At 71.0% G+C, this 22,848-nt stretch carries 22 protein-coding genes; 17 read left to right on the top strand and 5 right to left on the bottom strand.

The window, feature by feature from the left end; all coding sequences use genetic code 11:
- Nucleotides 1–22 precede the first annotated feature (22 nt).
- The 5 genes from ACIO3O_RS10420 (at nt 23) to ACIO3O_RS10400 (ending at nt 5,592) form a co-directional block, all read left to right on the top strand.
- Nucleotides 23–757, top strand: coding sequence for an ABC transporter ATP-binding protein (locus tag ACIO3O_RS10420; RefSeq protein ID WP_401744267.1), 735 nt, complete (start codon nt 23–25; stop codon nt 755–757).
- 209 nt (nt 758–966) lie between these two features.
- Nucleotides 967–3,510: a DUF4118 domain-containing protein gene (locus tag ACIO3O_RS10415; RefSeq protein ID WP_401744265.1), complete on the top strand. Its 2,544-nt coding sequence runs from the start codon at nt 967–969 to the stop codon at nt 3,508–3,510.
- 50 nt (nt 3,511–3,560) lie between these two features.
- Complete coding sequence (locus ACIO3O_RS10410; protein ID WP_401744264.1) at nt 3,561–4,247, top strand: response regulator; 687 nt, start codon at nt 3,561–3,563, stop codon at nt 4,245–4,247.
- A 160-nt stretch (nt 4,248–4,407) separates the two neighbouring features.
- Nucleotides 4,408–4,806 (top strand): OB-fold nucleic acid binding domain-containing protein, encoded by a 399-nt coding sequence (locus ACIO3O_RS10405; protein ID WP_189823158.1) that lies wholly within the window; start codon nt 4,408–4,410, stop codon nt 4,804–4,806.
- A gap of 63 nt (nt 4,807–4,869) precedes the next feature.
- On the top strand, nt 4,870–5,592 hold the full coding sequence (locus ACIO3O_RS10400; protein WP_401744492.1) for a DUF3159 domain-containing protein: 723 nt from the start codon (nt 4,870–4,872) through the stop codon (nt 5,590–5,592).
- A gap of 208 nt (nt 5,593–5,800) precedes the next feature.
- On the opposite strand, the gene ACIO3O_RS10395 is transcribed toward ACIO3O_RS10400, so the two are convergent.
- Complete coding sequence (locus tag ACIO3O_RS10395) at nt 5,801–6,481, bottom strand: TrkA family potassium uptake protein (RefSeq protein ID WP_189823156.1); 681 nt, start codon at nt 6,479–6,481, stop codon at nt 5,801–5,803.
- Entirely contained in the window at nt 6,481–7,146 is a 666-nt protein-coding gene (locus tag ACIO3O_RS10390) for a TrkA family potassium uptake protein (RefSeq protein WP_189823155.1), read from the bottom strand. Before ACIO3O_RS10390 ends, ACIO3O_RS10395 begins: the two co-directional genes overlap by 1 nt.
- A 230-nt stretch (nt 7,147–7,376) precedes the next feature.
- Here ACIO3O_RS10390 and ACIO3O_RS10385 point away from each other — a divergent pair, with 230 nt between their 5' ends.
- A complete protein-coding gene (locus ACIO3O_RS10385; protein WP_401744262.1) occupies nt 7,377–9,419 on the top strand; it encodes an APC family permease in 2,043 nt (680 codons plus the stop codon).
- Between the two features lie 130 nt (nt 9,420–9,549).
- On the top strand, nt 9,550–10,965 hold the full coding sequence (locus ACIO3O_RS10380; RefSeq protein WP_401744260.1) for a TRAM domain-containing protein: 1,416 nt from the start codon (nt 9,550–9,552) through the stop codon (nt 10,963–10,965).
- Between the two features lie 455 nt (nt 10,966–11,420).
- Here ACIO3O_RS10380 and ACIO3O_RS10375 read toward each other — a convergent pair whose 3' ends face one another.
- On the bottom strand, nt 11,421–11,897 hold the full coding sequence (locus ACIO3O_RS10375; protein ID WP_401744259.1) for a hypothetical protein: 477 nt from the start codon (nt 11,895–11,897) through the stop codon (nt 11,421–11,423).
- Complete coding sequence (locus ACIO3O_RS10370; protein ID WP_401744258.1) at nt 11,894–12,073, bottom strand: hypothetical protein; 180 nt, start codon at nt 12,071–12,073, stop codon at nt 11,894–11,896. Before ACIO3O_RS10370 ends, ACIO3O_RS10375 begins: the two co-directional genes overlap by 4 nt.
- A gap of 1,119 nt (nt 12,074–13,192) precedes the next feature.
- Here ACIO3O_RS10370 and ACIO3O_RS10365 point away from each other — a divergent pair.
- The 8 genes from ACIO3O_RS10365 to ACIO3O_RS10330 all read left to right on the top strand — a co-directional run bounded on the left by ACIO3O_RS10365 (nt 13,193) and on the right by ACIO3O_RS10330 (nt 20,291).
- Nucleotides 13,193–13,396, top strand: a complete 204-nt coding sequence (locus ACIO3O_RS10365) for a cold-shock protein (protein ID WP_020133169.1) — start codon at nt 13,193–13,195, stop codon at nt 13,394–13,396.
- Between the two features lie 272 nt (nt 13,397–13,668).
- Nucleotides 13,669–15,171, top strand: coding sequence for a DEAD/DEAH box helicase (locus tag ACIO3O_RS10360; protein ID WP_401744490.1), 1,503 nt, complete (start codon nt 13,669–13,671; stop codon nt 15,169–15,171).
- Nucleotides 15,172–15,243: 72 nt separating this feature from the next.
- Nucleotides 15,244–15,561: an SCO5918 family protein gene (locus ACIO3O_RS10355; RefSeq protein ID WP_401744256.1), complete on the top strand. Its 318-nt coding sequence runs from the start codon at nt 15,244–15,246 to the stop codon at nt 15,559–15,561.
- Between the two features lie 333 nt (nt 15,562–15,894).
- The gene (locus ACIO3O_RS10350) at nt 15,895–17,238 is read left to right on the top strand and encodes a carbohydrate-binding protein (RefSeq protein ID WP_401744255.1); all 1,344 of its coding nucleotides are present in this window, start codon (nt 15,895–15,897) and stop codon (nt 17,236–17,238) included.
- Between the two features lie 195 nt (nt 17,239–17,433).
- Nucleotides 17,434–17,823, top strand: coding sequence for a cell division protein SepF (locus tag ACIO3O_RS10345; RefSeq protein WP_401744253.1), 390 nt, complete (start codon nt 17,434–17,436; stop codon nt 17,821–17,823).
- A 135-nt stretch (nt 17,824–17,958) separates the two neighbouring features.
- A complete protein-coding gene (locus ACIO3O_RS10340) occupies nt 17,959–19,113 on the top strand; it encodes an AAA family ATPase (RefSeq protein ID WP_401744251.1) in 1,155 nt (384 codons plus the stop codon).
- 119 nt (nt 19,114–19,232) lie between these two features.
- Nucleotides 19,233–19,619 (top strand): nucleotide pyrophosphohydrolase, encoded by a 387-nt coding sequence (locus ACIO3O_RS10335; protein ID WP_401744489.1) that lies wholly within the window; start codon nt 19,233–19,235, stop codon nt 19,617–19,619.
- Nucleotides 19,620–19,754: 135 nt separating this feature from the next.
- Nucleotides 19,755–20,291, top strand: a complete 537-nt coding sequence (locus ACIO3O_RS10330; protein WP_401744249.1) for a DUF6099 family protein — start codon at nt 19,755–19,757, stop codon at nt 20,289–20,291.
- Between the two features lie 11 nt (nt 20,292–20,302).
- Here the strand turns inward: ACIO3O_RS10330 and ACIO3O_RS10325 are convergent, their stop codons facing one another.
- Nucleotides 20,303–20,695, bottom strand: a complete 393-nt coding sequence (locus ACIO3O_RS10325; protein ID WP_401744505.1) for a hypothetical protein — start codon at nt 20,693–20,695, stop codon at nt 20,303–20,305.
- A 246-nt stretch (nt 20,696–20,941) separates the two neighbouring features.
- Between ACIO3O_RS10325 and ACIO3O_RS10320 the strand changes: the two genes are divergently transcribed.
- On the top strand, nt 20,942–21,865 hold the full coding sequence (locus ACIO3O_RS10320; protein WP_401744247.1) for an LLM class F420-dependent oxidoreductase: 924 nt from the start codon (nt 20,942–20,944) through the stop codon (nt 21,863–21,865).
- A gap of 59 nt (nt 21,866–21,924) precedes the next feature.
- Nucleotides 21,925–22,833 (top strand): homocysteine S-methyltransferase, encoded by a 909-nt coding sequence (mmuM, locus tag ACIO3O_RS10315; RefSeq protein ID WP_401744245.1) that lies wholly within the window; start codon nt 21,925–21,927, stop codon nt 22,831–22,833.
- Nucleotides 22,834–22,848 lie beyond the last annotated feature (15 nt).

The following is a 22,848-nucleotide window of genomic DNA, read 5'->3' as shown; positions in this document are numbered from 1 at the left end:
GGTACGAGCGGGGGAGCGGGCGATGACCGACAGCACGGAGACCACCACCGGCACGGGCACGGGCACGGCACTGGCGGAGGACCCCATGGTCCGCGTCCGGGACCTGCACCGCTCCTTCGGCTCCGGAGCTGCCGCCGTGCACGCCCTGCGCGGTGTCTCCTTCGACGTGCCGCGCGGTGAACTGGTCGCCCTCAAGGGCCGCTCGGGCTCCGGCAAGACCACCCTGCTCAACCTCGTCGGCGGCCTCGACAAGGCGGACGGCGGCAGCATCGTCGTCGACGGCACCGACGTGGGCGCCCTCGGCGAGAACGGCCTGCTGGAAATGCGCCGCGACCGCATCGGCTTCGTCTTCCAGTCCTTCGGCCTGATCCCCATCCTCAGCGCCGCCGAGAACGTCGGGGTGCCGCTGCGGCTGCGCAAGACCGACCCCAAGGAGCGCGAGGAGCGGGTCGCCCTGCTGCTCTCCCTGGTCGGCCTCGCCGACCACGCCGCCCAGCGCCCCACCGAGCTCTCCGGCGGCCAGCAGCAGCGCGTCGCCATCGCCCGCGCGCTCGCCAACCGGCCCTCCCTGCTGATCGCCGACGAGCCCACCGGACAGCTCGACGCGGAGACCGGCCTCGCGGTCATGGAACTGCTCCGCGCGGTGGTCCGCAGCGAGAACGTGACGGCGCTGGTCGCCACGCACGACGCCCAGCTGCTGGGCCTCGCGGACCGGGTCATGGAACTGCGCGACGGGCACATCGTCGACGCCGACTGACCGGGGCGCCCGACCTGCGGGAGGACCGGGGCGCCAGCCGTACGGGAGGGACGTGCGGCCCCGGCGAGGGGCCGCACCCCCGCCGCGTACGGACGCATCAGAATCGCGTCAAGGCACCCCTCCCGCCTGCACCCTGTCCGAAACGTCCCCTTCGCTGGCCTTAAGGTCGACAGCAGTGCACGCTGCTGCTTTCGAAAGACAATGGGGCCATGGGACGCGGGACACTCCGGATCTACCTCGGTGCGGCACCGGGCGTCGGCAAGACCTACGCCATGCTCTCCGAGGCCCACCGACGGGTGGAGCGCGGCACCGACTGCGTCGTCGCCTTCGTGGAGCACCACGGCCGCCCGCGCACCGAGGTCATGCTGCACGGCCTCGAAGAGGTGCCCCGGCGCACCCTCGAATACCGGGGCGCCACCTTCACCGAGATGGACGTCGACGCCGTCCTGGAGCGGGCCCCCGCCGTCGCCCTCGTCGACGAACTGCCCCACACCAACGTCCCCGGCTCCCGCCACGCCAAGCGCTGGCAGGACGTCGAAGCCCTCCTCCAGGCGGGCATCGACGTCATCTCCACGGTCAACATCCAGCACCTGGAATCGCTGGGCGACGTGGTCGAGTCGATAACCGGCGTGCGCCAGCGCGAGACCGTCCCCGACGAGGTGGTCCGCAGGGCCGACCAGATCGAACTGGTCGACATGTCGCCCCAGGCGCTGCGCCGCCGCATGGCGCACGGCAACATCTACCAGCCCGACAAGATCGACGCCTCCCTCTCCAACTACTTCCGCCCCGGCAACCTCACCGCCCTGCGCGAGCTGGCCCTGCTGTGGGTCGCCGACCGGGTCGACGAGTACCTCCAGCAGTACCGGGGCGAGCACAACATCCGCTCCACCTGGCAGGCCCGCGAACGCATCGTCATCGGCCTCACCGGCGGCCCCGAGGGCCGCACCCTCATACGCCGCGCCTCGCGCATGGCCGCCAAGGGCTCCGGCAGCGAGATCCTCGCCGTCTACGTCGCCCGCAGCGACGGCCTCACCGCCGCCTCCCCCAAGGAGCTGGCCGTCCAGCGCACCCTGGTCGAGGACCTGGGCGGCAGCTTCCACCACGTCATAGGGGACGACGTACCCAGCTCCCTGCTGGAGTTCGCCCGGGGCGTCAACGCCACCCAGATCGTGCTGGGCTCCAGCCGCCGCAAGACCTGGCAGTACATCCTGGGCCCCGGCGTCGGCCAGACCGTCGCCCGCGACTCCGGCCCCGACCTCGACGTCCACATCGTCACCCACGAGGAGGTCGCCAAGGGGCGCGGACTGCCCGTCGCCCGGGGCGCCCGGCTCGGCGCCACCCGCATCCTCGCGGGCTGGCTGGTCGGCGTCCTCGGCCCGGTCCTGATGACCCTGCTGCTGACCAGCATCAACAACGGCCCCGGTCTCGCCAACGACGTCCTGCTCTACCTCTTCCTCACCGTCGTCGCCGCCCTCCTCGGCGGGCTGCTGCCCGCCCTGGCCGCCGCCGCCGCGGGCTCGCTGCTGCTCAACTACTTCTTCACCCCGCCCACCCGCACCCTCACCATCGACGACCCGAAGAACATCGTCGCCATCGCGATCTTCTTCGCGGTCGGCGTCTCGGTGGCCTCCGTCGTGGACCTCGCCGCCCGCCGCACCCACCAGGCCGCCAGGCTGCGCGCCGAGTCCGAGATCCTGTCCTTCCTCGCGGGCAGCGTCCTGCGCGGCGAGACCACCCTCGACGCCCTCCTGGAACGGGTCCGCGAGACCTTCTCCATGGAGTCCGTGGCCCTGCTGGAGCGGGCCAACGACGTCGAGCCGTGGACCTGCGCGGGCAGCCTCGGCCCCAACCCGGCCGAACGACCCGAGGACGCCGACGTCGACATGCCCGTCGGCGACCACATGGCGCTCGCCCTGTCCGGCCGCCCGCTGCCCGCCGAGGACCGCCGCGTGCTGGCCGCGTTCGCCGCCCAGGCCGCCGTCGTACTGGACCGCCAGCGCCTGGTCGGCGAGGCCGAGGAGGCCCGCCGCCTCGCCGAGGGCAACCGGATACGCACCGCGCTGCTCGCCGCCGTCAGCCACGACCTGCGCACCCCGCTCGCCTCCATCAAGGCCGCCGTCACCTCCCTGCGCAGCGACGACGTCTCCTGGTCCGAGGCCGACGAGGCGGAACTCCTCGCCGGTATCGAGGAGGGCGCCGACCGCCTCGACCACCTCGTCGGCAACCTCCTGGACATGTCCCGCCTCCAGACCGGCACCGTCACCCCCCTCATCCGGGTCACCGACCTGGACGAGGTCATCCCCATGGCGCTCGTCGGCGTCCCCGACGACAGCGTGCAGCTCGACATCCCCGAAACCCTCCCCATGGTCGACGTCGACCGCGGCCTCCTGGAGCGGGCCGCCGCGAACATCGTGGAGAACGCCGTCAAATACAGCCCGCCGGGCATCCCCGTCGCGGTGGCCGCCAGTGCGCTCGGCGACCGCGTCGAGGTCCGCGTCACCGACCGCGGCCCCGGCGTCCCCGACGACAGCAAGGGCCGCATCTTCGAACCCTTCCAGCGGTACGGGGACGCCCCCCGCGGCGCCGGAGTCGGCCTCGGCCTCGCGGTCGCCCGGGGCTTCGTGGAGGCCATGGGCGGCACCCTCACCGCCGAGGACACCCCCGGCGGCGGCATGACCATGGTGCTCACCCTCAAGGTCGCCCCCGGCCAGGCCCCGGTCCAGCCCGACTTCCCGGCGCAGGTCCTGTCATGACCGTACGCACGAACTCTTCGAATGCCCCGACAGCAGTGAGGAAGACCCCCATGACCCGGGTGCTCGTGGTCGACGACGAGCCGCAGATCGTCCGCGCGCTCGTGATCAACCTGAAGGCGCGCAAGTACGAGGTGGACGCCGCCCCCGACGGCGCCACCGCCCTCCAGCTGGCCGCCGCCCGCCACCCCGACGTGGTGGTGCTCGACCTCGGCCTGCCCGACATGGACGGCGTCGAGGTCATCAAGGGCCTGCGCGGCTGGACCCGGGTGCCGATCCTGGTGCTCTCCGCCCGGCACACCTCCGACGAGAAGGTCGAGGCGCTCGACGCGGGCGCCGACGACTACGTCACCAAGCCCTTCGGCATGGACGAACTCCTGGCCCGCCTGCGCGCCGCCGTCCGCAGGGCGGAACCCGTCGGCACCGCCGAGGAGGGCGACGTACTCATCGAGACCGAGGGCTTCGCCGTCGACCTCGCCGCGAAGAAGGTGCACCGGGAGGGCCGCGACGTACGCCTCACCCCCACCGAGTGGCACCTGCTGGAGGTGCTGGTGCGCAACACCGGCCGCCTGGTCAGCCAGAAGCAGCTCCTCCAGGAGGTCTGGGGCCCCTCGTACGGCACCGAGACCAACTACCTGCGGGTCTACATGGCCCAGCTCCGCCGCAAGCTGGAGGCGGACCCGGCACACCCTCGGCACTTCATCACGGAGCCGGGGATGGGGTACCGCTTCGAGCGGTAGGCACGCGGCCGGGGGTCCGGGGGTTGCCCCCGGGGGACACAGCATCACGGAGCCGGGGATGGGGTACCGCTTCGAGCGGTGATCCCTCCCGGGGCCGGTCGCGGAAGATCGTGACTACGGCGGGTGACCCCACCGGTCCACTCCCCGGTACGCTTCCGGTATGAGTGCCGTACCTCGCCCCGAGAAGCCGACCGGGCGGTTCCGCAGGATGCTCGACCGACTGTCCAGCTCCCAGGAGGACCTGCACTGCACGGAGCTCCAGGAGGACACCCACGCCGTCGGCTGCACCCCCATATCGGCCTGCGACGACCGCCAGATCGTCAAGGTGACCGGTACGTTGCGCACGGTCACCCTGCGCCCGCGCGCCGGTGTGCCCGCCCTGGAGGCCGAGCTGTTCGACGGCACCGCGCCCCTGGACGTCGTCTGGCTGGGCCGCCGCTCCATCGTGGGCATAGAGCCCGGCCGCAAGCTCATCGCCTCCGGCCGGATCTCCATGAGCCACGGCCGCCGGGTGCTCTTCAACCCCAAATACGAACTCCGACCGCTCGGACAGGAGTAGCCGGTGACGTCTTTCGACAAGCCGACCACACCCCACCATCCCGCCGACCCCGCACAGCCGTACGTGGTCCCCGAGGACGCGCCCCCGCAGAACGCCGCGGACAAGGCCGTCACCGAGGCGGCCCTCTTCGACGCCTTCGGCGGCGTGCGCGGCATGGTGGAGACGGTCCTGCCGGGCCTGCTCTTCGTGACCATCTTCACGATCAACAAGAATCTCCAGGTCTCGGCGATCGCGGCCGCCGCGGTGTCGCTGCTGCTGGTCGCCGTCCGGCTGATCCGCAAGGACACCGTGAAGCACGCCTTCAGCGGCGTCTTCGGGGTCGCCTTCGGCATCGCCTTCGCGCTGATCACGGGCAACGCCAAGGACTTCATGCTGCCCGGCATGCTCTACACGCTGGGCCTCTCGCTCGCGTACCTGATCTCGGCGGCCGTGGGCTTCCCGCTGATCGGCGTGATGCTGGGCCCGGTGTTCAAGGAGAACCTCTCCTGGCGCACCCGCAACCCCGGCCGCAAGAAGGCGTACACGAAGTCCAGTTACGCCTGGGGCCTGATCCTGCTCACCAAGTGCGCGATCCTCTTCCCGCTGTACTGGTGGGCCGACACCACCAAGTTCGGCTGGGTGGCCATCGCGCTCAAGATCCCGCCGTTCCTGCTGGCGGTCTGGCTGACCTGGGTCTTCCTGGCGAAGGCTCCCGCGCCCATCGACGTGTTCGCCGAGATGGAGGCGGAGGAGAAGGCCGAGGAGGCCCGCAAGGCCGCCGCCGCGGCCCAGCGCCGCGAGGCCTGAGCACCACCGCGCGAAGGGGCCCGAGCACCACCGCGTGAAGGGGCCCGAGGACCACCGCGTGAAGGGGCCCGAGGACCACCGCGTGAAGGGGCCCGAGGACCACCGCGTGAAGGGGCCCGAGGACCACCGCGCGAAGGGGGCGCCCCGCACTGATCAGTGCGGGGCGCCCCCTTTCACGTACCGGAAGAACCTCCCGTACGACCGGACCTCAGCCCTTCGGCGCATCCTCCCGGCGCACCGACAGCAGGTCCTCCAACTGCTCCTCGCGCGCCTGGGCCGCCACGAACAAAAGCTCGTCGCCCGGCTCCAGCGTCTCCTCCGGCGTCGGCGTGAGCACCCGCGTGCCACGGATGATCGTCACCAGCGAGGTGTCGATCGGCCACTCCACCTCGGAGATCTGCGTGCCCGCGATCGCCGACTCCGGCGGCAGCGTCAGCTCGACCAGGTTGGCGTCGCCGTGGCTGAAGCGCATGAGGCGGACGAGATCGCCGACGCTCACCGCCTCCTCGACCAGCGCCGACATCAGACGCGGCGTGGACACGGCGACATCGACACCCCAGGACTCGTTGAACAGCCACTCGTTCTTGGGGTTGTTCACCCGGGCCACCACGCGCGGCACCCCGTACTCGGTCTTGGCGAGCAGGGAGACGACCAGGTTGACCTTGTCGTCGCCGGTCGCGGCGATCACGACGTTGCAGCGCTGGAGCGCCGCCTCGTCCAGCGAGGTGATCTCACAGGCGTCGGCCAGCAGCCACTCCGCCATCGGCACCCGCTCCACCGAGATGGCGGTCGGCGCCTTGTCGATCAGGAGCACCTCGTGCCCGTTCTCCAGCAGCTCGCCCGCGATGGAACGCCCCACCGCACCGGCCCCGGCAATCGCGACCCTCATCAGTGACCTTCCTCGGGGCCGAGCGAGCAGGCCGCCTCGACCTTCTCGATCTCGTCCGTGCGCATCATCACGTGCACGAGGTCGCCCTCCTGCAGCACCGTCTGGGAGGTCGGCAGCACCGCTTCGCCCAGTCGGGTGAGGAACGCGACACGCACGCCGGTCTCCTCCTGCAACTTGCTGATCTTGTGCCCGATCCAGGCCGGCGAGGTGTGCACCTCCGCGAGCTGCACACCGCCGCTCGGGTCCCGCCACAGCGGCTCCGCGCCCGAGGGCAGCAGCCGCCGCAGCATCTGGTCGGCGGTCCAGCGGACCGTGGCGACCGTGGGGATGCCCAGGCGCTGGTAGACCTCCGCCCGGCGCGGGTCGTAGATGCGCGCCGCGACGTTCTCGATGCCGAACATCTCGCGGGCCACCCGGGCCGCGATGATGTTCGAGTTGTCGCCGCTGCTGACGGCGGCGAACGCACCGGCGTCCTCGATGCCCGCCTCGCGGAGGGTGTCCTGGTCGAAACCGACCCCGGTGACCCTGCGGCCGCCGAACCCGGAACCCAGACGGCGGAAGGCCGTGGGGTCCTGGTCGATCACGGCGACCGTGTGCCCCTGCTGCTCCAGAGTCTGCGCGAGAGCGGCTCCCACTCGCCCGCAGCCCATGATGACGACGTGCACGTCCGTCCTTCCGCCCGTTAAGAGTCCATCAATTGTTTCGTGTGTTTTTCGTCCGGCTCACAAGAGTCGCAGACCGCCGCCAAAGCTACACACGCGCGGTGTGCCGCGGGGACCCCCGGTCAGAGGCCGGTCGAAGAAGTTCAAGGGCCGGCAAAGGAGCTTTCGGAGAATCCGTGGAGCCCGGCGGGGGCGGGTGGGCCACGCCCGTTCGACCGCTTACGATCCTCGACGTGTCCAAACTGACCGACGTGCCCAAACGGATCCTGATCGGCCGGGCCCTGCGCAGCGACAAGCTGGGAGAAACGCTCCTCCCCAAGCGCATCGCACTTCCCGTCTTCGCCTCAGACCCCCTCTCCTCCGTGGCCTACGCGCCCGGCGAAGTCCTGCTCGTGCTCTCCATCGCGGGTGTCTCGGCGTACCACTTCAGCCCGTGGATCGCACTCGCGGTCGTCGTCCTGATGTTCACGGTCGTCGCCTCCTACCGGCAGAACGTCCACGCGTACCCGAGCGGCGGCGGCGACTACGAGGTCGCCAACACCAACCTCGGTCCCAAGGCCGGTCTCACCGTCGCCAGCGCCCTGCTGGTCGACTACGTCCTGACCGTCGCGGTGTCGATCTCCTCGGGCATCGAGAACCTGGGCTCGGCCATCCCGTTCGTCGTCGAGCACAAGGTGCTCTGCGCGGTCGCGGTCATCGTCCTGCTGACCGTGCTCAACCTGCGCGGCATGAAGGAATCCGGGAAGCTCTTCGCGATCCCCACCTACGTCTTCGTGGTCGGCGTCTTCATCATGCTGGCCTGGGGCGCCTACCGCGCCCTCACCGGCGACGACATGTCCGCCCCCACCGCCGACCTCCAGATCAAGCCCGAACACCCGGGCCTGGCCGGCTTCGCGCTCGTGTTCCTGCTGCTCCGCGCCTTCTCCTCCGGCTGCGCCGCCCTCACCGGCGTCGAGGCGATCTCCAACGGCGTCCCCGCCTTCCGCAAGCCGAAGTCGAAGAACGCCGCCACCACGCTCGCCCTGATGGGCGGCCTGGCCGTCGTCATGTTCTGCGGCATCATCGCGCTCGCCATGAACACCGGCGTGCGCATGGCCGAGAACCCGGCCCACGACCTGGTCCGCGACGGCGTCCCGGTCGGCGACTCCTACGTCCAGAACCCGGTGATCTCCCAGGTCGCCGCCGCCGTCTTCGGCGAGGGCACCTTCTTCTTCATCCTGCTGGCCGCCGCCACCGCGCTGGTCCTCTTCCTGGCCGCCAACACGGCGTACAACGGCTTCCCGCTCCTCGGCTCGATCCTCGCCCAGGACCGCTGGCTGCCCCGCCAGCTGCACACCCGGGGCGACCGCCTCGCGTTCTCCAACGGCATCGTGCTCCTCGCGGGCGCCGCGATCCTGCTGGTCGTCCTCTACGGGGCCGACTCCACCAAGCTGATCCAGCTCTACATCGTCGGCGTCTTCGTGTCCTTCACGCTGAGCCAGATCGGCATGGTCCGGCACTGGAACCGGCACCTGAAGACCGAGCGCAAGCCCGCCGAGCGCCGCCGCATGATCCGCTCCCGCGCGATCAACGCCTTCGGCGCGTCCTTCACCGGCCTGGTCCTGGTCGTCGTCCTCGCCACCAAGTTCACCCACGGCGCCTGGGTGGCCCTCCTGGGCATGGTGATCTTCTACGGAACGATGACCGCGATCCGCAAGCACTACGACCGGGTCGCGGAGGAGATCGCCGCCGCCGAGGGCCCCTCCGACGACAGCCTGCGCCCCTCCCGCGTCCACTCCATCGTCCTGGTCTCCAAGGTCCACAAGCCCACGCTCCGCGCCCTGGCCTACGCCAAGCTGATGCGCAGCGACCGCCTGGAGGCCCTCTCCATCAGCGTGGACCCCGCCGAGACCAAGGCCCTGCGCGACGAGTGGGAACGCCGCGGCATCAACGTCCCCCTCAAGATCCTCGACTCCCCGTACCGCGAGATCACCCGCCCGATCATCGAGTACGTGAAGGGCCTGCGCCGCGAGAGCCCGCGCGACGTGGTCTCCATCTACATCCCGGAGTACGTCGTCGGCCACTGGTACGAGCACCTGCTCCACAACCAGTCCGCCCTGCGCCTGAAGGGCCGCCTGCTCTTCACCCCCGGCGTGATGGTGACCTCCGTCCCCTACCAGCTCGAATCCTCCGAGGCGGCCAAGAAGCGCGCCAAGAAGCGGGCCGACTGGAACGCACCGGGAGCGGTGCGGCGGGGCCCGGTGGACCGGCGGCCGAGAGAGTCCTCCAAGAGCTGAGGCCCTGACCCACTGAGGCTTGCCTTGGTCGTGCGGCCGGACGACACCCACGTAGACTGGTGGGCTGTTGTCCGGCCGTTTTGTCTTCCGGACCCGTCCCACCCCTTTGATCCCCTGGAGCCACCCCACCATGCAGTCCGAATCCAAGGCATCAAAGGGCACCAACGGCCCGACCAACGCCCCGGCCGACGCTCCGACGAACGCCCCGACCAACGCTCCGGCCGACGCTCCCCGTGCCTCCCTCGTCGGTACCGAGTACGAGGTCGAGGTCGGCCCGGTCGCCCACGGCGGCCACTGCATCGCCCGCACCTCCGAGGGCCAGGTCCTCTTCGTACGCCACACCCTCCCCGGCGAGAAGGTGATCGCCCGCGTCACCGACGGCGAAGTGGGTGCCCGCTTCCTGCGCGCCGACGCGGTGACGATCCTGGACCCCTCCAAGGACCGCATCGAGGCCCCCTGCCCCTTCTCCGGCCCCGGCAAGTGCGGCGGCTGCGACTGGCAGCACGCCAAGCCCGGCGCCCAGCGCCGCCTCAAGGGCGACGTCGTCGCGGAGCAGCTGCTGCGCCTCGCGGGCCTCACCCCCGAGGACGCGGGCTGGGACGGCACCGTCATGCCCGCCGAGGGCGACAAGCTCCCGGCCGGCGAGGTCCCGCAGTGGCGCACGCGCGTCCAGTACGCGATCGACGCCGAGGGAACCGTCGGCCTGCGCAAGCACCGCTCCCACGACATCCAGCCCGTCGACCACTGCATGATCGCGTCCCCCGGCGTCTCCGAACTCGGCATCGAGAAGCGCGAGTGGCCCGGCATGGCCTCCGTCGAAGCCATCGCCGCCACCGGCTCCAGCGACCGCCAGGTCATCCTCACCCCGACCCCCGGCGGCCGCCTCCCGCTCGTCGAACTCGACAGGCCGACCTCCGTCCTGCGCGTCCACGAGAAGGACGGCAGCGTCCACAAGGTCCACGGCCGCGCCTTCGTCCGCGAGCGCGCCGACGGCCGCACCTACCGCGTCGGCATGGGCGGCTTCTGGCAGATCCACCCGCAGGCCGCCGACACCCTGATGCGCGCGGTCATGCAGGGCCTGATGCCCCGCAAGGGCGAAACCGCCCTCGACCTCTACTGCGGCGTCGGCCTCTTCGCGGGCTCCGTCGCCGAACGCGTCGGCGACCAGGGCGCGGTCCTGGGCATCGAGTCCGGCAAGCGCGCGGTGGAGGACGCCCGCCACAACCTCGCCTCCATGCCCAACGTCCGCATCGAACAGGGCAAGGTCGAATCCGTCCTCCCGCGCACGGGCATCACCGAGACCGACCTGATCGTCCTGGACCCGCCCCGCGCGGGCGCGGGCAAGCAGACCGTGAAGCACCTCTCCACCCTGGGCGCCCGCCGCATCGCCTACGTCGCCTGCGACCCGGCGGCCCTGGCCCGCGACCTGGCCTACTTCGCCGAGGGCGGCTACAAGGTCCGCACGCTGCGCGTCTTCGACCTCTTCCCGATGACGCATCACGTGGAGTGCGTGGCGATCCTGGAGCCGGTGAAGAAGGACGACTGACCTGCGGTTTTACCCGATGTGCATCATGTGCACCAGGCGCGGCCTTCCACTGGGCCCAGGTCGAGGCAATGAACTGCATGGGGCCGATGGCCCGGTCGTATTCGGTGTCGCCGTCACAGCGGCCCTTGTCCGTGTCGCGCATCAGTGCGAAGTTCTGCCATCGAGCGCGGTGGCGGGGACGCCGGGGTGTTCACCGACCGCCGGCGGAGCGGCCTGGGCATCCCCCCTTGTCGGCGGGTCCGTGGCCGCGCGGGTGGATGGGGAGGTTCTTCATGCCGTTGCCGCGTGGCTGCGCCTGCGGGCTGTTGGGGCCGGGCAGTGACTCGTCCGCGACCGCCGCGGCGGAGGTGAGGACACTTGCCCGCGCTCACGGTGGTGAGGAGTACGGCGGCGCGGGCCGCACGGGAGGGGAGAACTCCCGTGCGGCCCGCGTGCATTGAGGTGCCGGCGTGCGGCTAGTCCACCTTCAGGAGGAGGATTCCGTAGGTGTCCTCGTGCACCTCCGTGTCCCACTCCAGGATCAGGTCCAGCTCTTCGGCCACCCCGCGGAACCGGGCTGTGACCACGTACTGCTTGGCCCCGCCTTCGAGGAATTCGAGGGTCACCGGCTGCTGGGCAGCCTTCCCCCACTTCTTCACCCATCGTTCGGCGTCGGCCTTCGTCCCGTCACCGGGCAGGGCCAGGGCTGCCAGCCCGTCCGCGTCCCGTGCCTTCAGCCGGGCGATGACGTGCTCGGCGGTGGACAGCGTTCCGGGCGAGGGGCGGCCGGTGACAGAGAGATCCAGGTCCCCGGTGCCGTCCGTGAACCGGGACGGAGTCCTGTCCGTGTCGAAGACGTCGAACACCGAGAACGCCAGGACCCAGGCGACCAGCAGCGCCGCCACGGTGCCCCCGCCGACCAGCCAGCCTCCGCCGCGCCGCGCGAGCCTCATGAGCGCTTACCCGGACGGACGTCGTACCGGGAGATCTCCCGGCCGCTCCGGTGGGCCTTGAGGTGGTCGCGCAGGTTGTTGGCACCCGCCCAGGTGAAGCTGTCGAAGCGCTTCGGGCCGATCTTGTTCTGGAACCAACGGGACGGATCCGTACGGCCGCCCTTGCGCTGCTGCATCCTGCCGCCGCGGTTTCCTGCTTCGGGGTGGGCTTTCCCTCCGGTCGGGGTGCGGAGGCGAGCCCCGCGACAGTCTGCCTCCAGGGGGAGGGCGCCGGCCAGTCCGAGGGCGATGCGGCCTCGGTGGTGGAACGTACGGACAGGTCTGGGCGGAATGAATTCCGTCATGGGCCTTATTTCGTAGCCAGCATGAACATGCCGATGTCGGTAAAGGGATGTCAAAGGACGGGCAAAGCGTATGTAGGGAATGTGTGACTGGTTTCCTGCGAAGGTCCCGAATGGGGCGGGACTTTCGGCCTCTTGTGTCCGCGAAGCGGCGACAGGTCGGGGCGGTTCTGCGGGGCAGTAGTTGCCTGCCTGCTGTTCGTCCGGGGTGTCGAAGAGTCCCGCGCCTCCGCACGCCCCGGGCTTCGGGGGCGCGCTCACCTCACAGGCACCCGACGCCGTGATCGACGCCTTTCACGGCGGGCTGGGTTTCTGGAGAAATCGTGGTGTGATCATGAACTTGGGTGCCGGGGCGTAGCTGCCGAGGGCTTCCGTGGCTCGACCCGCCAGGCCGCACGCGCAGCCATCGCCGTGGTGCCGCTCCGTACCCATCGAGCGACACCGCGGCTCTGGTCCTGGTTGGCGGGTGTCCGAGTGTCGTCGTTGTTTGCCGGGTCGTCTTGGTCGGAGTCGAGGCCCCGTCGCAGGTGTGAATTGCCCTAGTGGACACCTGGTCGTGCCGCGCATAGGTAGAGCAGGCGCTGAGCAGGCGCCTGCTCTGGCGGTGGCAGGCGTACGGTCCGGCCGGACCCGCTGCCCGTGCTGACGGCATTCGTATCATCAGCCTCCGCCCGCTCATATCTGTTCCGGCCGCGTGAGAGTTTGGCGAATCGCGCGGGCAGGATTTCCACCGGAAATCGCGGGAAGATTTTTTCGATCCTCCGTCGGGTGTCGCGCCGTGCTACTGTCATTTTCAGTTGCAGTTGTGGTTCCCAAAACGTCAAGTTTCCGCCAACTGGTTTCGGCCGGTGCGCGTGCTTGTGTATTTCCGGTCATTTCCGGGTGGGGCATCATCGCGGCGACACGGAATCCGCACAGTGCGGGTTCCGTTGTACTGCCCCAAAGGAGATTGACATGGCTGCTGGTACCGTGAAGTGGTTCAACGCGGAAAAGGGCTTCGGCTTCATCGAGCAGGACGGCGGCGGCCCCGACGTCTTCGCCCACTACTCGAACATTGCCGCCCAGGGTTTCCGCGAGCTGCAGGAGGGCCAGAAGGTCACCTTCGACATCGCGCAGGGCCAGAAGGGCCCGACGGCCGAGAACATCGTTCCCGCCTGACGCTGACACGTTTTTCGCAGCTGGGGCCCGCATCCTTCGGGGTGCGGGCCCCAGCTGCATGCGTATTCCGGATCAATTTCCGCGAGGTGCTCGGGTTCGGGATTCCGTTCCCTTGGCGTCCCGTGTTTTCAGTGTCCGTGGCCGTGTGAATTTCGACCGGCCGGATTCGCTTTTTCAACGGTCCATACTCGTAATTCCCGGCGCGGTAATCGACTGCGGGAATTCCTTGATATGCGCCGCATCAAGGAGGGTTCCGCATGAACCGCACACGTATGAGTCGTGGCCGTACGAACGACCGATTCGCTGCTGCCGGGCGGAGCGGTGGTGACACCGGGCGCAGCGGCGGCAACCGCTTCGGCGCGCAGCCGCCGCGCCGTTCCGGGGGACCGGTTCGTTCCGGGGGATACGGGCGTCGGCCCGCCGCGGTGCAGGGGGAGTTCGCGCTCCCGGAGACGATCACTCCCGCGCTGCCCGCCGTCGAGACCTTCGCCGCGCTCGACATGCCCGAGCAGTTGCTGGCGGAGCTCGGCAGGCAGGGGGTGACGGTGCCGTTCCCGATCCAGGGGGCGACGCTGCCGAACTCCCTGGCCGGCCGGGACGTCCTGGGCCGCGGGCGCACCGGCTCCGGCAAGACCCTCGCCTTCGGGCTCGCGCTGCTCGCCCGTACCGTCGGACAGCGGGCCGAGCCCCGCCAGCCGCTGGGGCTGGTCCTCGTACCGACGCGGGAACTCGCGCAGCAGGTCACCGACGCGCTCGCTCCGTACGCCCGTTCCCTGAAGCTGCGGCTGGCCACGGTGGTGGGCGGCATGTCGATCGGCAAGCAGGCCGGAGCGCTGCGCGGCGGCGTCGAGATCGTCGTCGCGACCCCCGGGCGGCTCAAGGACCTCATCGACCGGGGCGACTGCCGGCTGAACCAGGTGGGCGTCTGCGTGCTGGACGAGGCCGACCAGATGGCCGACATGGGCTTCATGCCGCAGGTCACCGCCCTGCTCGACCAGGTGCGCCCGGAGGGGCAGCGGATGCTGTTCTCCGCCACGCTGGACCGCAATGTCGACCTGCTGGTGCGCCGTTACCTCACCGACCCCGTCGTGCACTCGGTCGACCCGTCGGCCGGGGCGGTCACGACGATGGAGCACCACGTGCTGCACGTCCACGGTGCCGACAAGCACGCCGCCACGACGCGGATCGCGGCCCGCGACGGGCGCGTGATCATGTTCTTGGACACCAAGCACGCCGTCGACCGACTCACCCAGACCCTGCTCGACAACGGGGTGAGGGCGGCCGCCCTGCACGGCGGCAAGTCGCAGCCGCAACGCACCCGCACCCTCGCCCAGTTCAAGACCGGGCACGTCAGCGTGCTGGTGGCGACCAACGTCGCGGCACGCGGCATCCACGTCGACAACCTCGACCTCGTCGTCAACGTCGACCCGCCGACCGACCACAAGGACTACCTCCACCGCGGCGGCCGCACCGCCCGCGCCGGAGAGTCCGGCCGTGTCGTCACCCTCGTCACGCCCGGCCAGCGGCGCGGCATGGACCGCCTCATGGCGGACGCCGGGATCCGGCCGCAGACCACCCAGGTGCGCTCGGGCGACGAGGCGCTGAACCGGATCACCGGGGCCCAGGCGCCGTCCGGCATCCCGGTCGTCATCACCGCCCCGGAGGCCGAACGGCCCCGGCGCGGCCCCTCCACGCGGGGCCGCCGCAGGCCCTCGTCGACGACGCGGCGCACACCGGGGAGCCGGACCGTTCCCGCCTCGGGGGCGGCGGCCTAGCAACACCGTCATCAGGATTACGGGCCGCCGCCCCCGGCGGGACCGCTCTCGTCCCTCTCCCTGTGAGGTCTCATGCGCTGCGTCATCGCCCGCTTCCCCTTCGAGCTCACCAAGAACGGCGTGCTGGAGTCCATGAAGGGCGTCAAGCCCGAGCCGTGCGCCGGCGAGTCCGTGATCATCGGCCGCCGTCACTACCCGGCCAAGCAGGTCGGCCAGGTCGTCACCCGCCAGGACCGCCGGGACTTCAGCGCCGCCGAGGTCCTCCGGGCCATGGCCCAACTCGGCTTCACCTGCCGCACGGTGCCCGCGCCGATGCCCGCAGGCCCTCTCGGCCCGCTCCAGACCTTCCAGCAGGCTTCCGCGATGCTCGGCACCCCCGTGTCCGTCTGATTCCCCGAGCCTCGGCAGTACGGCAGTTGGTACCCCAGGTACCCCACCACCCCCTCGCGCCCGTCGCGAGGGGGGTGGGCCCGTCGAGGGGCGGTCGGGAAGGCGGGCGGCACGCGAAGCTCCGGGAGCAGGGGCTGCCGGCGGCCGCTGTGCGTCCCCGCGGGCGCACTTGCGGTGCCTGTGGGGGTGCGAGGGCCTGCGGGGGTACGAGGGCTTGAACACGTGGCGCATTCCCGCCCCATAACACCGACCGAGGGGGCAACTGGCAGCTCCCGCAGCGAAGTTGTCTAGTCCTATGGTCTCCGTACCCACCCGAGACCGAGGAGATCCCCCATGCTCCACAGACACGCCAAGGCGGCCTGTGCCGCCTTCGCCGCGGTCGGTGCGCTCGTGCTGGCCGGACTGCCGGGTTCCGCGAACGCCGCTCCCGCCTCGGCGGCGGACACCCTGGGCGTCGGGAAGGCGTCCCCCGAACTGCTTCGCGCCATGCAGCGCGACCTCGGTGTCACCGCGGGGCAGGCCACGGCGCGGCTCGTCAACGAGGCCGAGGCCGGTGCCGTCGCGGGCCGCCTGCAGAACGCGCTCGGCCGGGACTTCGCCGGCGCCTGGGTGCAGGGTGCCGACTCCGGGACGCTGACCGTCGCGACCACCGACGCCGCCGACGTCCCCGGCATCCGGGCCCAAGGGGCTCGTGCCCTCGTCGTACCGCACACCCTGAAGCAGCTCGATGCCACCCTTGCGAAGATCGACAAGGCCGCTGTCGGGAAGACCGCGATCGCCGTACCCGTACGTTTCGTCGACGTCAGGGCGAACAAGGTCACGCTTCAGGCGGTACGACAGGGCGACGCGCAGGCACTGGTGACCGCAGCGGGTGTGGACGCGTCCGCCGTACGGATCGAGAAGTCCGCGCAACAGCCGCGTCCGCTGTACGACATACGCGGCGGCGACGCGTACTACATGAACGGCAGCGGACGCTGCTCCGTCGGCTTCGCCATCACCAGGGGTACGCAACAGGGCTTCGCCACGGCGGGCCACTGCGGCCAGGCCGGAACCACCACCACCGGCTACAACCAGGCCGCCCAGGGCTCCTTCCAGGCCTCCACCTTCCCCGGGCGCGACACCGCGTGGGTCGCCACCAACGCCAACTGGACCGCGACGCCGAACGTGGCGGGCAGCAGCGTGCAGGTCGCGGGCTCCACGCAGGCCGCCGTCGGCGCCTCCGTCTGCCGGTCCGGTTCCACCACCGGGTGGCACTGCGGCACCATCCAGCAGCACAACACCAGCGTGACGTACCCCGAAGGCACCATCAGTGGTGTCACGCGTACGACAGTGTGTGCGGAACCCGGTGACTCCGGCGGCTCCTTCATCTCCGGCAGTCAGGCGCAGGGCGTCACCTCCGGCGGCTCCGGCAACTGCAGCAGCGGCGGCACCACCTTCTACCAGCCGATCAACCCCCTGCTCCAGGGGTACGGTCTGACCCTCAAGACCACCACGGACCCCGGTCCAGGTCCCGGCCCGGGCCCGGGTGAGCCCGGTGGGACCTGGGCCGCGGGCACCGTCTACGCCACCGGTGCACAGGTGACGTACGGCGGAGCCACGTACCGCTGCCTCCAGGGGCACCAGGCGCAGTCGGGGTGGGAGCCCCCGAACGTGCCCGCCTTGTGGCAGCGCGTATGACAGCCTCCGGGGCTTCCTGGAGGCGTACACCACAGTGGTCCGGCACCGAGCGTCACGGTGCCGGGCCACTGTGCTGTCGGTCGCCCGCGGGAAGGTGCGACAGATCCCTTTCCGTACCGTGTCGCTGGTAGGCCGTACGGGTGAGGGGCGTCAGAATTGCCGGATGCAGATACAGCGCGCGGGTGGGGTGGTCCGGTGAGCAGGTATGACGTCACCGACGAGCAGTGGGAAGGGCTCGCCCAGGTCGTACCGCTGCGCAGCCGCAACGAATGGCCGTCCAGAACCGACCACCGCACGGTGCCCCAGGGGTACGAGGAGGTCGAGCAGCGGCGCATGGTCGTGCTGCGCGTGCAGGTGTTCTCGGACGCCCGGGAGGTCGCCGAGTACCTGATCGCGCAGATTCCGGTACTCCTCGACCTGACGAGCGCGGAGACCGATGTGGCCAAGCGGATTCTGGACTTCAGCAGTGGTGTGGTCTTCGGGCTCGGCAGCGGCATGCACCGGGTGGACCGGAACGTGTTCCTGCTGGCGCCCGTGGGCATGGAGGTCGAGGGCGTCGAGGCCGCCGCCGTCCCCCGTGCGTAGGTTCCTTCCCTGCGCGGGTTCCGGTGCGGAGGGTCCCTCCGCGCGCGGGTTCCCCGTGCGGAGGGTCCCCCGTTCGTAGGAAGGCGGGGCAGGCGTAACGGTTCGGCAGGGATACGGATGCATAGCGTCCGCATCATGACTGCGCCTTTGTCCTTACGCCCGCCCGTTCCCGTCCGTCCGCACCGCCCCACGGTCACCGAACTCCGGCTCTCCGCCTTCGGCCCGCACCGGGGCGCGGTCTTCGCCCTCGGCCCGCTCACCTTCTTCGCGGGGCCGAGCGGGAGCGGCAAGACGACCGTCCTGGAGATGTACGACGCACTGGCCCGCCTCGGCGCGGGCGACGTCCTCGACGAGGTGTTCCCCGACCCGTCCGCCCGCGTCCCGGAGACCGCGCTCCCCGACGAACAGGGCAGACGCGGCTTCCGGATCGGCTGCACCGTGGACGGCCCGGCCGGACCCGTACGGCTCGATCTGGCCGTTCAGGCGGAGCCGGAACTCCGCATCGTCAGCGAACGTTTGACGTGCGAGGGGAAGGAATTCCTGACGACTGTGCTGCGCGACCCGCGGCAACGCACGGTCCAGGCGGCCTGGCACACGGCGGGCGCGGTGTCCGTGACGCGCGCGCCGCTGCCCGACGACCGGCTGGCGACGGCGCTCCTGCCCCTGCGGGTGGCCGGACGCACCGAGGGCGAACGACAGGTGCTGGCCGCCGCCGAGCAGGTGCTCGTGGCACTGCGCTCGGTGTACGTGTGCGACCCGCAGCCCCAGCGGATGCGGGCACCGGTGCCGGTGGAGGAGGCCCTGCTGCGCCGGGGTTGCGACAACCTGGCCGCGGTCCTGCGACGTACCGGCAAGGAGTGCCCGATCCGGTACGGGCTGCTCGTCGCGGCCGCCAAGGAGGGATGCGCGGGCCGGGTCGAGGGCCTGACCACGGAGGACGCGGTGGGGCGGACGGTGCGTGCGGTGCTGGACCGGGGCGCCCGGGGGGTGACACCCGTGGGGCGGCTCGGCGACGGCGAACTGCGGTACCTGGCGCTCGCGCTCGTCCTGCTGACCGGGCCCGAGGTGCTGGACATGGCGTACGTGGCCGAGGTGCCGGACGCCTTCCAGGCGCTGGCGGTGCTGGCGGACGGCTTCGACCGGGGGCTGGACGCCCGGCAGGCGCGGGCGCTCGGGGAGCTGGCCGGGAGGATGTGTGCGCGGGGGCACATCAGGCTCATCGGCACGGTGTCGGACGGGGCGGGTGTGCGCGGGGTGGACGGGGCGGCGGTGGTAGACCTGGGGGTGTGAACGACGAGGCGAGGACGATGGCGGGCGTGAACGGCGGGGCGGGCGTGGACGGTGAGGCGCGCACGGACGGTGAGTCGGGCGTGCGCGGTGAGTCGGGTGCGACGGGTGTTGCGGGCGCGATGAGTGTTGCGGGCGAGGCGGGCGAGGCGGCCTTCGGGGCGGTGCCCGATGTGGCCGTTTTGCAGCAGCGGCTCGCCGCGTTCGCCGCGGCACGCGACTGGGGGCCTTACCACACGCCCAAGAACCTGGCCGCCGCCCTGAGCGTGGAGGCTTCGGAACTCGTCGAGATCTTCCAGTGGTTGACGCCCGAGCAGTCCGCCCGCGTGATGGAACGGCCGGAGTCCGCGCACCGGGTCGCCGACGAGGTGGCGGACGTGCTGGCCTATCTGCTGCAGTTCTGCGACGTGCTGGGGATCGATCCGCTGGCGGCGCTCGCCGCCAAGATCGAGCGGAACGAGACGCGGTTTCCCGTCCCGGAAAGCGGAGTTCGTCACTCTTCGGAGTGACGACGATGTCCACAACCCCTTGAGTGTCCACAGATTTCCGCATAGCCCTGGCTTTCCGGGCCCTTTCCCCTCACTCTGGGTAGTGAACTGAGGAGTGAGTCGGACGATAGCGGGACGGCAACGGGGGTGGCTGTGATGGATGCGGTGAGACTCGTCAGGGTCAGCAGACACGCGCTGGCGCAGAGCCGGGCGTCGCTGGAGATCCTGATGGAGGCGTGGCAGGCGCAGGCGCTGACCCAGGCGATCGGCGGGATGCTGGCCGTCAAGGGTCCGCCGGAGCTTCGGGGGGAGGCGCAGGGCCTCAGCGAGGCGGGCGGCCGTGGGTGCGGGACGATCGACTGGCCGACGCTGAGCACCGGTGGCCAGGAGAGGTTCGGTTTAGTCGTCGGGCAACCCCCCGATCCCGGGCCGAGGGCCGCGCGCCTCACCGAAGTCCCCGACGCGCGGGGCGCGTTGGACGAGCTCGGTGGGCTGCTGGGAGAGGTGGGCATCGCACTGGTCGGGGTCGCCTGCGCCACCGACGAGGGCGGGTTCTACTGGCAGACGATCGAGGCGATCGACGCCGCCGACGAGTCGAACGACCGGGTGCGCGGACTGCTGCGCCGGCTCACGGTGTGGGAGAACGGCAGACTGCAGGGCGCGGCCCATGACTCGGCGGCGGGGCCGTCATGACCCTGGTTCGGTCAGTAGGACCGGCCGAGGTCGCCGGGGCGACGCTCGCCGTAGCGGCCTTCCACGGGGCGGTCGCTCACGTACTGGCCGCTTCCGTACTGCTCGCTCTCGTACTGACTGTTCCCGTACTGGCTGTCTCCGTGCTGGCTTTCGCCGTACCGGCCCTCGTCGTGGCGGCCCACGTTGCGTTCCTCCCGGTGGCTCTCGGCGGAGGAACCGGTGGTCGACGGGCGGTCGCCCGTGGTCTGCAGATCGGCGTCGAGCTGCGAGAGGTCGGCGGTGAGCGCCGCCATCAGTTCCTCCATCTGCTGCAACAGGCCCTTCGGGGCGGCCTGCTGGCCCGGTACGGACTGCGGTACCGGATTCGCGGACGCGGCCTGTTCGGGCACGGCTTCCTGGGACATGGCGGCCTCCTCGGCCCAGGCCCTCCCACGCGGGGAGGGCGGTGTTGCTATCAACGCCCCGGCAACGGTCGTCGGCGCGCGGGCCGGGCTGTCCGGCTCCGCCCGAGCAAACGAGTACGGGGATCACCGGTCACTGACACGGCAGTGCGAGGACCCCCACGAGGGCGAATTTTCACTCGACCGGGCAGATGGGGGACAGATGGGGCCAACGGGGTTGACGGCAGTTCGAAGGTGCAGGATGAAGTCATGGATCTTCGCATCTTCACCGAGCCCCAGCAGGGGGCGAGCTACGAGAAACTGCTGACGGTCGCCAAGGCCACCGAGGACCTCGGGTTCGACGCCTTCTTCCGCTCCGACCACTATCTGGCCATGGGCTCCGCGGACGGACTCCCCGGACCCACCGACGCCTGGATCACGCTGGCCGGGCTGGCGCGGGAGACCCGGCGGATTCGGCTCGGGACCCTCATGACCGCGGGCACGTTCCGGCTTCCGGGAGTGCTGGCCATCCAGGTCGCGCAGGTCGACCAGATGTCGGGCGGCCGCATCGAACTGGGGCTGGGCGCCGGCTGGTTCGAGGAGGAGCACAAGGCGTACGGGATTCCCTTCCCCAAGGAGAAGTTCGCCAGGCTGGAGGAACAACTGGCCATCGTGACGGGACTGTGGGAGACGGAGGTGGGCAGGACCTTCACCTACGACGGGACCTACTACCAGCTCACCGACTCGCCCGCGCTGCCCAAGCCCGCCCAGGCCAAGGTGCCGGTCCTGATCGGGGGACACGGGGCGGTGCGCACGCCCCGGCTGGCCGCGCAGTATGCCGACGAGTTCAACATCCCCTTCGCCTCGCTCGACGACACCGCCCGGCAGTTCGGCCGGGTCAGGGCGGCGGCCGAGCAGGCCGGACGGAAGTCGGGCGACCTGGTGTACTCCAACGCGCTGGTGGCGTGCGTGGGCAAGGACGACGCCGAGGTGGCGCGCCGGGCGGCGGCCATCGGACGGGAGGTGGACGAACTCAAGGCCAACGGACTCGCGGGCTCGCCCGCCGAAGTGGTGGACCGCATCGGACGGTTCGCGGAGATCGGCTCGTCGCGGGTGTACCTCCAGATGCTGGACCTGGACGACCTCGACCACCTGGATCTGATCTCCTCGCAGGTGCTGTCCCAGTTGAACTGACGCCCGGCGGGCGGTCGTCCGCCCGCCGCCGGTCCCGCGCACCACGCCCAGGAGTCACCGTGAAGCCCACCCGCCCCCTCGCCGCCGCGCTCGCCGAGGAGACCCTCGTCCTCGACGGAGGGCTGTCCAACCAGCTGCGGGACCAGGGCTGCGACCTCTCCGACGCGCTCTGGTCGGCCCGGCTGCTCGCGGACGCCCCCGAGCAGGTCGAGGCGGCGCACGCGGCCTATGTGCGGGCGGGCGCCCGGGTGCTGATCACCTCCAGCTACCAGGCGACCTACGAGGGATTCGCCCAGCGGGGCATCGGCCGCGAGGAAGCGTCCGGGCTGCTGCGACGCAGCGTCGACCTGGCCCGTGCGGCGGCGCAGGGCACGGAACACCCCGTGTGGGTGGCCGCCTCCGTCGGGCCGTACGGGGCGATGCTCGCGGACGGCAGCGAGTACCGCGGGCGGTACGGGCTGTCGGTCGCGGAGCTGGAGCGGTTCCACCGGCCGAGGATCGAGACGCTGGCCGCAGCGGAGCCCGACGTCCTGGCGCTGGAGACGGTGCCGGACACCGACGAGGCCCGGACACTGCTGCGCGCGGTCGACGGGTGCGGGGTGCCGGTGTGGCTGTCGTACAGCATCGAGGGGGAGCGGACCCGGGCCGGCCAGTCACTGGCCGAGGCGTTCGCCCTGGCGGCGGGGAACGACCAGGTCGTCGCGGTCGGCGTGAACTGCTGTCGGCCCGAGGACGTCGACCGGGCGGTGGAGGTCGCCGCCCGGCAGACCGGCAAGCCGGTCGTCGTCTACCCCAACAGCGGCGAGGAGTGGGACGCCACCGCGCGCGGCTGGCGCGGCGACGGCACCTTCGACGCAGCCCGGGTGCGGGGCTGGCAGGCGCGCGGGGCGCGCCTGGTCGGCGGCTGCTGCCGGGTCGGGCCCGAGCAGATCGCCGGGCTGGCGGCGGACGTGGGCGTGCGGGAATGACGTACGGGACCGACG

It is taken from the genome of Streptomyces sp. NPDC087440, assembly GCF_044744005.1.
Taxonomy (GTDB): domain Bacteria; phylum Actinomycetota; class Actinomycetes; order Streptomycetales; family Streptomycetaceae; genus Streptomyces.
Note: the sequence above shows the minus strand (reverse complement) of the source record. Positions and strands in the feature narration are given on the sequence as shown.

Bases quoted from the DNA above. Each gene is read 5' to 3' on its own strand.
- ACIO3O_RS10375 (WP_401744259.1), bottom strand. From the start codon at position 11,897: ATGAGGCTCGCGCGGCGCGGCGGAGGCTGGCTGGTCGGCGGGGGCACC.
- ACIO3O_RS10350 (WP_401744255.1), top strand. From the start codon at position 15,895: ATGCTCCACAGACACGCCAAGGCGGCCTGTGCCGCCTTCGCCGCGGTC.
- ACIO3O_RS10405 (WP_189823158.1), top strand. From the start codon at position 4,408: ATGAGTGCCGTACCTCGCCCCGAGAAGCCGACCGGGCGGTTCCGCAGG.
- ACIO3O_RS10365 (WP_020133169.1), top strand. From the start codon at position 13,193: ATGGCTGCTGGTACCGTGAAGTGGTTCAACGCGGAAAAGGGCTTCGGC.
- ACIO3O_RS10340 (WP_401744251.1), top strand. From the start codon at position 17,959: ATGACTGCGCCTTTGTCCTTACGCCCGCCCGTTCCCGTCCGTCCGCAC.
- ACIO3O_RS10420 (WP_401744267.1), top strand. From the start codon at position 23: ATGACCGACAGCACGGAGACCACCACCGGCACGGGCACGGGCACGGCA.
- ACIO3O_RS10395 (WP_189823156.1), bottom strand. From the start codon at position 6,481: ATGAGGGTCGCGATTGCCGGGGCCGGTGCGGTGGGGCGTTCCATCGCG.
- ACIO3O_RS10380 (WP_401744260.1), top strand. From the start codon at position 9,550: ATGCAGTCCGAATCCAAGGCATCAAAGGGCACCAACGGCCCGACCAAC.
- ACIO3O_RS10370 (WP_401744258.1), bottom strand. From the start codon at position 12,073: ATGCAGCAGCGCAAGGGCGGCCGTACGGATCCGTCCCGTTGGTTCCAG.
- ACIO3O_RS10335 (WP_401744489.1), top strand. From the start codon at position 19,233: ATGAGTGTTGCGGGCGAGGCGGGCGAGGCGGCCTTCGGGGCGGTGCCC.
- ACIO3O_RS10360 (WP_401744490.1), top strand. From the start codon at position 13,669: ATGAGTCGTGGCCGTACGAACGACCGATTCGCTGCTGCCGGGCGGAGC.
- ACIO3O_RS10320 (WP_401744247.1), top strand. From the start codon at position 20,942: ATGGATCTTCGCATCTTCACCGAGCCCCAGCAGGGGGCGAGCTACGAG.
- ACIO3O_RS10355 (WP_401744256.1), top strand. From the start codon at position 15,244: ATGCGCTGCGTCATCGCCCGCTTCCCCTTCGAGCTCACCAAGAACGGC.
- ACIO3O_RS10325 (WP_401744505.1), bottom strand. From the start codon at position 20,695: ATGTCCCAGGAAGCCGTGCCCGAACAGGCCGCGTCCGCGAATCCGGTA.
- ACIO3O_RS10330 (WP_401744249.1), top strand. From the start codon at position 19,755: ATGGATGCGGTGAGACTCGTCAGGGTCAGCAGACACGCGCTGGCGCAG.
- ACIO3O_RS10410 (WP_401744264.1), top strand. From the start codon at position 3,561: ATGACCCGGGTGCTCGTGGTCGACGACGAGCCGCAGATCGTCCGCGCG.
- ACIO3O_RS10415 (WP_401744265.1), top strand. From the start codon at position 967: ATGGGACGCGGGACACTCCGGATCTACCTCGGTGCGGCACCGGGCGTC.